11 protein-coding genes and 1 pseudogene are annotated in these 9,370 nt (G+C 68.5%); 7 read left to right on the top strand and 5 right to left on the bottom strand.

Going from position 1 to position 9,370, the window contains the following annotated elements:
* Window positions 1-135: 135 nt before the first annotated feature.
* The 3 genes from ACIBCN_RS12685 (at window position 136) to ACIBCN_RS12675 (ending at window position 1,672) form a co-directional block, all read left to right on the top strand.
* A complete protein-coding gene (locus tag ACIBCN_RS12685; protein ID WP_396991637.1) occupies window positions 136-297 on the top strand; it encodes a hypothetical protein in 162 nt (53 codons plus the stop codon).
* Window positions 298-308: 11 nt separating this feature from the next.
* A complete protein-coding gene (locus ACIBCN_RS12680; RefSeq protein ID WP_396991636.1) occupies window positions 309-776 on the top strand; it encodes a RidA family protein in 468 nt (155 codons plus the stop codon).
* Between the two features lie 104 nt (window positions 777-880).
* On the top strand, window positions 881-1,672 hold the full coding sequence (locus tag ACIBCN_RS12675) for an MBL fold metallo-hydrolase (RefSeq protein WP_396991635.1): 792 nt from the start codon (window positions 881-883) through the stop codon (window positions 1,670-1,672).
* Window positions 1,673-1,754: 82 nt separating this feature from the next.
* Here the strand turns inward: ACIBCN_RS12675 and ACIBCN_RS12670 are convergent, their stop codons facing one another.
* Complete coding sequence (locus ACIBCN_RS12670) at window positions 1,755-2,429, bottom strand: Crp/Fnr family transcriptional regulator (protein WP_011206875.1); 675 nt, start codon at window positions 2,427-2,429, stop codon at window positions 1,755-1,757.
* A gap of 214 nt (window positions 2,430-2,643) precedes the next feature.
* Entirely contained in the window at window positions 2,644-2,871 is a 228-nt protein-coding gene (locus tag ACIBCN_RS12665; RefSeq protein ID WP_014981184.1) for a hypothetical protein, read from the bottom strand.
* A gap of 106 nt (window positions 2,872-2,977) precedes the next feature.
* Here ACIBCN_RS12665 and nth point away from each other — a divergent pair, with 106 nt between their 5' ends.
* From nth to ACIBCN_RS12645, 4 genes are read left to right on the top strand one after another with little or no spacing between them, the layout of a single operon-like run.
* Window positions 2,978-3,811 (top strand): endonuclease III, encoded by an 834-nt coding sequence (nth, locus tag ACIBCN_RS12660; protein ID WP_396991634.1) that lies wholly within the window; start codon window positions 2,978-2,980, stop codon window positions 3,809-3,811.
* Complete coding sequence (locus ACIBCN_RS12655; protein ID WP_396991633.1) at window positions 3,808-4,446, top strand: TlpA family protein disulfide reductase; 639 nt, start codon at window positions 3,808-3,810, stop codon at window positions 4,444-4,446. Before nth ends, ACIBCN_RS12655 begins: the two co-directional genes overlap by 4 nt.
* Window positions 4,443-5,159 (top strand): NUDIX hydrolase, encoded by a 717-nt coding sequence (locus ACIBCN_RS12650; protein ID WP_396991632.1) that lies wholly within the window; start codon window positions 4,443-4,445, stop codon window positions 5,157-5,159. The genes ACIBCN_RS12655 and ACIBCN_RS12650 overlap by 4 nt, the downstream gene beginning before the upstream one ends.
* Complete coding sequence (locus ACIBCN_RS12645; RefSeq protein WP_396991631.1) at window positions 5,156-6,349, top strand: MarP family serine protease; 1,194 nt, start codon at window positions 5,156-5,158, stop codon at window positions 6,347-6,349. The genes ACIBCN_RS12650 and ACIBCN_RS12645 overlap by 4 nt, the downstream gene beginning before the upstream one ends.
* 137 nt (window positions 6,350-6,486) lie before the next feature.
* On the opposite strand, the gene ACIBCN_RS12640 is transcribed toward ACIBCN_RS12645, so the two are convergent.
* The 3 genes and pseudogenes from ACIBCN_RS12640 to nhaA form a co-directional block, all read right to left on the bottom strand.
* Window positions 6,487-7,422: an alpha/beta fold hydrolase gene (locus tag ACIBCN_RS12640; protein WP_396991630.1), complete on the bottom strand. Its 936-nt coding sequence runs from the start codon at window positions 7,420-7,422 to the stop codon at window positions 6,487-6,489.
* A gap of 46 nt (window positions 7,423-7,468) precedes the next feature.
* Entirely contained in the window at window positions 7,469-7,972 is a 504-nt protein-coding gene (locus ACIBCN_RS12635; RefSeq protein ID WP_396991629.1) for a phage holin family protein, read from the bottom strand.
* 104 nt (window positions 7,973-8,076) lie between these two features.
* A pseudogene (nhaA, locus tag ACIBCN_RS12630) lies at window positions 8,077-9,306 on the bottom strand (Na+/H+ antiporter NhaA); the annotation flags it as partial.
* Window positions 9,307-9,370 lie beyond the last annotated feature (64 nt).

The following is a 9,370-nucleotide window of genomic DNA, read 5'->3' as shown; positions in this document are numbered from 1 at the left end:
CGCGGCGGCCGGCGCCGGCCCCCCCCCCCCCCCCCCCGCCGCCCCCCCCCCCCCCCCCCCCCCCCCCCACACCAGGGGGCCGCGAACACGCGGCGCCGCAGGCGCCGCCAATTACACAGAGCTACGCTCACGGGCATGAGTGATGTGACCTTGTGGGAGTACGCGACCGTGCCGCTGTTGACGCACGCGACCAAGCAGATTCTCGACCAGTGGGGCGCTGACGGCTGGGAGCTGGTTTCCGTGCTTCCCGGGCCGACCGGTGAGCAGCACGTCGCCTACCTCAAGCGTCCGAAGTAAAGGGGAAGGGGATGACCGCAGTGACTGAGTGGGAGAGCAATCTCGCCAAGCTCGGAGTGACGTTGCCTCCGGTGGTGGCGCCCGTGGCCGCCTACATCCCGGCGATCCGAACCGGTTCGCTGGTCTACACCTCCGGCCAGCTGCCGATGGCGGATGGTCAGTTGACGGTGGCGGGCAAGGTCGGCGCCGAGGTGAGCACCGAGCAGGCCAAGGACGCCGCGCAGCTGTGCGCGCTCAACGCGCTGGCGGCGGTGCACGATCTGGTCGGGCTCGACGCCGTGGTGCGCGTGGTGAAGGTGGTCGGATTCGTCGCGTCCGCACCGGGATACAACGATCAGCCGATCGTGATCAACGGCGCGTCGGAGTTCCTGGGCGAGGTCTTCGGTGACGCGGGCGTCCACGCGCGTTCCGCGGTAGGCGTGTCGGAATTGCCGAAGAACACCCCGGTCGAGGTCGAGATCATCGTCGAGGTGCGGTAGCTATTGGCCGCGCGGGCGCGGACGGCGCTCGCAAAACTCGCGCGTGGTTGCCATGTGGCGGCGGGCGCTGAGGATTGATGGACCACACTCGAGGACGATGTGTCATGGCACTTGAACATCCCGCATATGGACAGTTGAGGCAGGTCACTCCGACGGCGGCGGTGCTGCTGGCGGACAACCCGGGCCAGATGACGTTGCAGGGCACCAACACCTGGATCCTGCGCGCGCCGGGGCGATCGGATTGTGTGGTGGTGGATCCCGGTCCGAAGGACAAGGCGCACGGCGCCAAGATCGCCGAGGTCACCGGGGGCGATATCGCGCTCACGCTGATCACCCATCGGCATCACGATCACACCGGTGGCATCGACCACCTCGTCAAGCTGACCGGAACAACGGTGCGCGCCAAGGACACCGAGTTCCTGCGCGGTTCGGACGCACCGCTGGTCGACGGCGAGGTGATCGAGGCCGCTGGGCTGCGCATCACCGTGGTGGCCACCCCGGGCCATACCGGTGATTCGACGAGCTTCCTGCTCGACGACGCGGTGCTGACCGGCGACACGATTCTCGGCAGCGGTACCACCGTGCTCGATTCGAGCGACGGCACCCTGGCCGACTATCTGGCCTCGTTGGACCGGCTGGTCGAGATCGGGGCGGGCAAGGCGCTGCTGCCCGCGCACGGCCCGGATCATCCCGATCTGGAGCCGGTGGCCCGGTACTACATCACGCATCGGCGGGAACGTCTCGATCAGGTGCGCGAGGCGCTGAAAGTGCTCGGCCCGAACGCGGGTGCGATGGCGGTGGTCCGGCGCGTCTACGCCGATGTCGACAAACGACTGTGGCTGGCCGCCCGCAGCTCGGTGCAGGCGCAATTGGAATACCTGCGCGCCGAGGGCTAGCGAGATCTACGCCGAACACGACAACACGCTGGGCTCTAGGAGCTAGGAACCCAGCGTGTTGTTCGGTCTGTTCGGTTGACGGTCAGCGCGCGCGGCGGGCCAGGCGCTCCGAGTCGGAGATGAGCACGCTCTTGCCCTCCAGCCGCAGCCAACCGCGGTGCGCGAAGTCGGCAAGTGCCTTGTTCACGGTCTCGCGGGAGGCGCCGACCAGCTGGGCGATCTCCTCCTGGGTCAGGTCGTGGGTGACCCGCAGCGCACCGGCCTCCTGGGTGCCGAACCGCTGTGCGAGCTGCAGCAGCGCCTTGGCGACCCGGCCGGGGACGTCGGTGAAGATGAGGTCGGCCAGGTTGTTGTTGGTGCGACGCAGGCGACGGGCGAGCACGCGGAGCAACTGCTCGGCGATCTCGGGCCGCTGGTCGATCCAGGACTTCAGGGCGTCGCGGTCCATGGTGACGGCGCGAACTTCGGTGACCGTGGTCGCGGTGGAGGTACGCGGGCCAGGATCGAAGATCGACAGCTCGCCGAACATGTCCGATGGGCCCATGATGGTCAGCAGGTTCTCCCGGCCGTCCGGGGATCTGCGGCCGATCTTCACCTTGCCCGAGGTAATGATGTAGAGCCGATCTCCTGGCTCACCCTCGTTGAAGATGACGTGGCCGCGCGGAAAATCCACCGGCTGCAATTGCTTGGCGAGGGCGGCCACCGCAGTGGGCTCGACGCCCTGGAAGATGCCTGCTCTGGCGAGGGCCTCGTCCACTTATGTGCTCCTTATGGGAAATGGCTCTGTACTGGACCGAAACCGACTCGGCCAACAGCGCAGTCTACGCGGCATGATGACAGCGTAGTGACAGACACCACGGAACGTGTGGATTGCGTGGCGCAGCGAGGAACCGTACCAGTTTCTGATCTTGGCATTTGCGGGCACCTAGCTGGTTGCCCCAGCCCTAGCCGCCAGGTCTGTCGGTCACGCGTCAGCTTGCCCGTGCCACATCCAGCTCTTCGCCGCGGGCGCGGCGTTTACGCATCCGGGCTACGGCCGCTGGCAGGCCGAGCCTCGTCAGCTCTTTCACTTCTGCGTTGCTTGCCTTGTCCAGGTACTGCTGAACCTCTTCGTCGGGTTCGAGAAGTTTGCGGAGCCGGTTCTCGACCCGCTCCATACCCAGTGCGAACAGCATCAACAGCACTGGGAAGAGCACCACAGCGAGTCCTTGCATACGGAGGAGTAAACACGGTCTAGGTCTCAGATGGAACACGGCAACCGAACTGGACGGGCAACGTTCGCCGATGGTTCCGTATGGTGGACAGGTGCGTGTCACCCCCTCCACAGCCGCCGGGAACGGGCGTGCGTCCGCCCCCGAGGCGACCGATGCGCAACCAGCTCCGGTCGCCGCTCCGAAACGGAAATCCCGCGCGCGACAGGCGGAAACTCAGCTCGGACTAGTTCGTCGTGCCCGCCGGATGAATCGGACATTGGCGGACGCTTTCCCGGACGCGCATTGTGAGCTGGACTTCACAAATCCGCTCGAATTGGCGGTCGCGACAATACTTTCCGCGCAGTCGACGGATGTGCGGGTAAATCTCACCACGCCCGCCCTGTTCGCCAAGTACCCGGACGCGCGCGCTTACGCCGAGGCCAACCGTGCCGAGCTGGAGGAATACATCCGCTCGACCGGTTTCTTCCGCAACAAGGCCAGCTCGCTGATCGGCCTCGGTCAGGCGTTGCTCGAGCATCATGACGGTGAATTGCCTCACACCATGGACGAACTCGTGAAGTTGCCGGGGATCGGCCGCAAGACCGCCAACGTCATTCTCGGCAACGCGTTCGGCGTGCCGGGCATCACCGTCGACACGCACTTCGGCCGCCTGGTGCGGCGCTGGCAGTGGACCGCCGAGGAAGACCCGGTGAAGGTCGAGCACATCATCGGCGAGCTCATCGAGCGCAAAGACTGGACGATGCTGTCGCACCGGGTGATCTTCCACGGTCGCCGCGTGTGCCACGCCAGGAAACCGGCCTGCGGTGTGTGCGTGCTGGCCAAGGACTGCCCGTCGTTCGGGGCCGGGCCCACCGACCCGGACACCGCCGCCGAGCTGGTGAAGGGTCCGGAGCGGGAGCATCTGCTCGAGCTGGTGGGCCGGTGAGACAATTCCCGTTCGCCTGGCGATGGGCGCTGGCGGGATTGATCGCTGTGGTCGCACTGGCGGCCGCCCTGTGGCCACGGGCACGCGACACCGACACACACGCGGACAGCGGGCAGCAGGCGCGCTCGAGTGCCGGGGTATCCGAGCAGCAACGCGCCGCGGCGGACCTCACGGCGTGCCCGCGACCGGTCTCCGGCGCCACCGGGTCCGGCCCGCTGGCCGGTATCCCGGTCAGCTGCCTGGCCGACGGCGGACCTGTCGACCTGGCCGCCGCGCTCGCGGGTAAGCCTGCGCTGCTGAATCTCTGGGCCTACTGGTGCGGACCGTGTGCGCAAGAATTGCCGTATTTGCAGCAGTTCGCCCGACGCGCCGGAAACGCGATTACCGTGCTGACCGTGCACAGCGACCCCGATGAGGCCAAGGCGATTTCACGGCTGCGTGGACTGAACGTGAAACTGCCCGGTGTGCTCGATGCCGACGCGCGGGTGCGCGCGGCCGTCGGTGCCCCCGCCGTGCTGCCGATTTCGGTGTTGCTGCGGGCGGACGGCTCGGTCGCCCAGGTCGAGGTGCGCGCGTTCACCGGGGTGGACGACATCGCCGACACCGTCGCGCAGGAGCTGGGGGTGGCCGCATGACCATCCCTGTGCCGCAAGACATTCCGAAGTGGCTGAGCAAGGCCACCGAGCCGGCCGCGGATAACTCGGACACCCTCACGCTGGCGCGCACCCTGCGCCGCGCCATGGCCATCACGTCGACGCCGCGGCAGGCGGCGGTCCTTGTCCTGTTCGGCGGCGCACCCGAGGCCGACGCCGACGGACCGGGCGGCCTGCCCGCCGACGCGGACGTGTTGCTCACCCAGCGCGCCGCCACCCTGCGTCAGCATCGCGGCCAGGTCGCTTTTCCCGGCGGCGCGGTGGATCCGGGTGACACCGGGCCGATCGACACCGCGCTGCGCGAGGCCTGCGAGGAGACCGGGCTCGACCGTTCCGGCGTGGAACCCCTTGCGGTGCTGCCGAAGTTGTTCGTGCCGCCGTCGCGTTTCGATGTGACACCGGTGGTCGCCTACTGGCGCACGCCGAGCACGGTCGGGGTGGTCGCCGAGAGCGAGACCGAACGGGTGGTGCGGGTTCCGCTGGCCACCCTGCTCGATCCGGCTAACCGTTTCCTGGTCCGCGGCAGCCTCGGCTACCAGAGCCCCGCCTTCCAGGCGGACGGGATGCTGGTGTGGGGCCTGACCGGCGGCATCCTCGCCGGCATCTTCAAAGCCGCAGGGTGGGAACAGGATTGGGACCACCGGGACGTTCGTGACCTAGAGACCGCCCTTGCCGACGTGGGAATGACGTTATGACTACCTCCGCGTGGCTCGATATCGCGGTGGTGCTGCTCGCGCTGCTCGCCGCCTCCTCTGGATGGCGGCAGGGCGCGGTCGCGTCCGCCCTCGCGTTTCTCGGTGTCGTACTCGGCGCGGTCGCGGGCATCCTGATCGCGCCGCACATCCTGATCCATGTCGACGAGGGTCGCGCCAGGGTGCTCACCGGCGTGCTGCTGATCGTGCTGCTGGTGATCATCGGCGAGGTCGCGGGCATGGTGCTCGGCCGGGCCGCGCGCGGCGGCATGCGTCATCCGTTCACCCGCAGCGTGGACAGCGTGGTCGGCGCGGTGCTGCAGGCGGTGGCCGTGCTGGTCACCGCGTGGCTGCTCGCGCTGCCGCTGGCCACCTCGTCACAGCCGTCGATCGCCACCGCGATCAACGGTTCGCGGGTGCTGACCGACGTCAACGACGTCGCGCCGAACTGGCTGCGCCGCCTGCCCAACGAATTCTCCAAGCTGCTCAACACCTCCGGCCTGCCGGACGTGATCGGCCCGTTCGGCCGCGCCCCCATCGCGGCCGTCGAGCCGCCGGACGCGAGCGTGCTGTCCAGCCCGGTCGCCGCCTCGCTGCAGGGCAGCGTGCTGCGCATCCGCGGCGTCGCGCCGAGTTGCCAGCGCGCGCTGGAGGGTTCGGGTTTCGTCATCGCCCCCGAACGGATCATGACCAACGCCCACGTGGTCGCGGGCACCACCAGCGTGCAGGTGGACACCGTGCGCGGCCCGTTGGACGCCAGCGTGGTGCTGTTCGACCCGTCCAAGGATGTCGCGGTGCTCGCGGTGCCGGGGCTGACCGCCCCGGTGGTGCCGCAGGCGCCCGCCGCCGCGCGACCGGGTGACAGCGCCATCGTGCTCGGCTACCCCGGCGGTGGTCCGTACACGGCGAGCGCGGCCCGGGTGCGGGAGACGCTGGATCTCACCGGTCCGACGATCTACCGCGACGGGACGGTCGAGCGCGAGGTCTACACCGTGCGCGGCCGGGTCCGCGCGGGCAATTCCGGTGGGCCACTGGTGGATACCGAGGGTGAGGTGCTCGGCGTGGTCTTCGGCGCCGCGGTTACCGACGACGACACCGGCTACGTGCTCACCCTGGCCGAGGTCCGCGCCCAACTCGACGCCGCATCCGGTTCCACCGTCTCCGTCGGCACCGGCGCCTGCGTCCTGAGCTGACACACCGATCGAAGGCGCCCTTCCTCCCGTCAGAAGGACCGAAGGGCGCCCTCGGTCAGCTTGCCGTGTCGAGGACACACCGACTGAAGGTGCCCTTCATTCCGGTAGACGGGCTGAAGGCCACCTTCGGTAGAGGGTCAGGTCAGGAGTTTGGCCAGTTCGGCGGTGACTACGTCCGGGTTCTCCTGATGGGCGTAATGGCCAGCGGCGGGGACGGTGGCCAGGCGGCGGTCCGGTGAAAGATGTTGGCCGCGGCGGAATGTGCTGGTGAGTACGTAGGGGTCGAGGTCGCCGCGGAGGGCGAGGACCGGGATGCGGATCGGGTCGCGCATGGTGGCCATGAAGCGGCGGCCGTCCGGACGCCACTGGCTGCGGAAGGCCCAGCGCTGATATTCCAGCGCGCAGTGCGCGGCACCGGGGATCTGGATGGCCGAGCGCATCCGTCGCGCGGTGTCGACGAATTCGGTGGTGCCGGACCAGGATCCGCTCACTCGCTGCCGCAGCAGCCGCTCGACCTCGAACCCGTCGCCGGTGGTCAGCAGCCGCTCGCCGTAGCGAGGCAGCTGGTAGCGCAGGAAGTTGGGCAGCCAGGTGGCGCGCTGATGGCGGTTGCGCAGCACCGCGCTCTTGAGCGCGGCCGGATGCGGCGAGCTCACCACCGCGATGGAACGAACCAGCCGAGGGTGCAGCACCGCGGTCGCCCAGCACACCAGGCCGCCGTCGGCATGCCCGACGAGGGTCGCGTCGGTGTAGCCGAGGGCGCGGATGAGCCCGGCGATATCACCGGCCAGGGTCCAGCCGTCGTAACCGCGCGGCGGTTTGTCGGTGTCCCCGTAGCCGCGCAGGTCGACGGCCACCGCGCGATAGCCGAGGTCGGCGAGCCCGGTCAGCTGATGCCGCCAGGACCACCAGAAGTCGGCGAAACCGTGCAGCAGCACCACCAGCGGTGCGTCGGTGCGCTCGGGGGCGGCATCGACCACATGGAATCGGATGCCGTTGGCATGAACGTCCCGATGCGCCCACGGCCCGTCGAAACGGACGCTGGACGGATCCGGAATATGGTGCGACGACACGCCGAGGCAGCCTAGTAGTTCGGGGTATCCGCGCGCGAGCGAGCGGTTACGAAGCGGGTTTTTCCAGCGAGCGGGGCGCGTCGTGAGCGGCGCCGAGCCCGTGCGGCAGCACCGCGCGGGCTTGTTTGAGCGAGTCGATCGTCTTCTCCGGCGCCCGCAGCTTCTTCACCCGCAGATAGCCGAGGTAGGCGAGTACCGCGGCCGTGACGATCATCGACGCGAACACGATCAGGAACGCCAACCAGCGGGCCAGCCACACGTCGAGCAGCTCGCCTGCGAAGAAGAAAAAGAAGAACGTGCTGAACAGCAGGACGGTCAGCGCGAGGATGAAGTAGACGCTGCCCTGCAGGCCCTTCTTGATCTCGCCGGTCACCTCGGCCTTGGCCAGCGCCACCTCGGCCCGGACCAGGGTCGACATCTGTTCGGTGGCGTCGCGCACCAGGGTGCCGAAGCTGGCGCTACCGCTCGGATTGGCGTCGGACAGGGGAATGGAGGTCACTGTACGACCGCGCTGCGCGTCGTTCCCGTTTCCGCCGTTTGTGACACTCACTTGGTAGACCCTTCTCCCTGTCCAGGCACTGCTTCGGCCTCTGTGTTCGATGGGCGGCGCTCCCGGTGCCCTGCGTGGTTACCCAAGCTGTCGCCTCCGGGCACATCGCTCGCGCCGCCGTCTTCTCGTTGTAGCGCACGGGCGTCCCGCCGCGCCTGGTGGACACGCCCACGTCGCAACAGTAACGCCGAACCGGCGAGCGACGCCGCCATTGATGTCACCAACACAGCGGCCTTCGCCAATTCGACTTCGGAGCCGTCTCCGACGTCGGCCAGCGCGAGTTCTGCCACCAGAAGGCTAACGGTGAACCCGATCGCGCCGAGCACCGACAGGGCGAACATGTCGCGGTAGCCGAGTCCGGCCGGTCGCTTCGCCACCCCGAACCGGATTGCGAGCCAGCTGATCCCGAAGATTCCGGCGGTTTTGCCGAGCAGCAACCCGAGAACGATGGCCAGCGCCAGCCTGTCGCTGAACAGTGCACCGAATACCTTGCCGTCCAACGGAACTCCGGAGGCGAACAACGCGAACAGCGGCACGCACAGCCCGGCCGAGATGGGCTGGATCAGGTGCTCGAGCCGGGTGGCGGGCGCCTGCTCCTCGCCGGGGTCGGCGCGCACCCTGGTGAGCAGTCCGAGCGCCACGCCCGCCAGCGTCGGATGGATGCCCGCCTCGTACAGCGCGTACCAGGACACCAGCGCCAGCGGAAGATAGAGCCACGGCGTGCGGATCCGCTTGTGCTGGGCCAGCGCCCACCCCGCGAAGCAGGCCGCGGCGGCCAGCAGCCACAGCAGCGCCAGCGTCGAGGTGAACAGGACTGCGATCACAAGGATGGCCATCAGATCGTCGACCACGGCGAGGCTGAGCAGGAACACCCGCGCGCTCGCCGGGATGCGCGAACCGGTCATGGCCAGCACGGCCAGCGCGAACGCGATATCGGTGGCCACCGGAATGGCCCAGCCGCGATCCATCCCCGGCACGCCGAGGCCGACCACCAGCGCGATCAATGCCGGGGTGACCACACCGCCGACCGCGGCGATGATCGGCAGCGCGGCCCGCTTCGGGTCGGCCAGCTCACCGACGACGAGTTCGCGCTTGAGCTCCAGCCCCGCGACGAAGAAGAAGATGGCGAGCAGGCCGTCCGCGGTCCACGCGGCCAGGGTGAGATCCAGGTGCAGCGGCGCGATGGTCAGCGTGGTCTCGGTCATCGTCAGGTAGCTGTCGCGCCATGGCGAGTTCACCCACAGCAATGCGACCGCGGCCGCGATGAGAAGGATTGCACCGCCGACTGTTTCGGTGCGGAGATAGCGGGATAGTTCCGAGCGCACTTGCGTGATCACGGGGAACCTTTCGGCAGGGTCGGTCAACGCTGCGACCACGCCATCGACCGATTCGGCTGTC

Origin of the sequence: Nocardia sp. NPDC051052, from assembly GCF_044456045.1 — a bacterium.
Classification (GTDB): Bacteria; Actinomycetota; Actinomycetes; order Mycobacteriales; family Mycobacteriaceae; genus Nocardia.
This window is presented reverse-complemented; position numbering and strand designations above follow the sequence as displayed.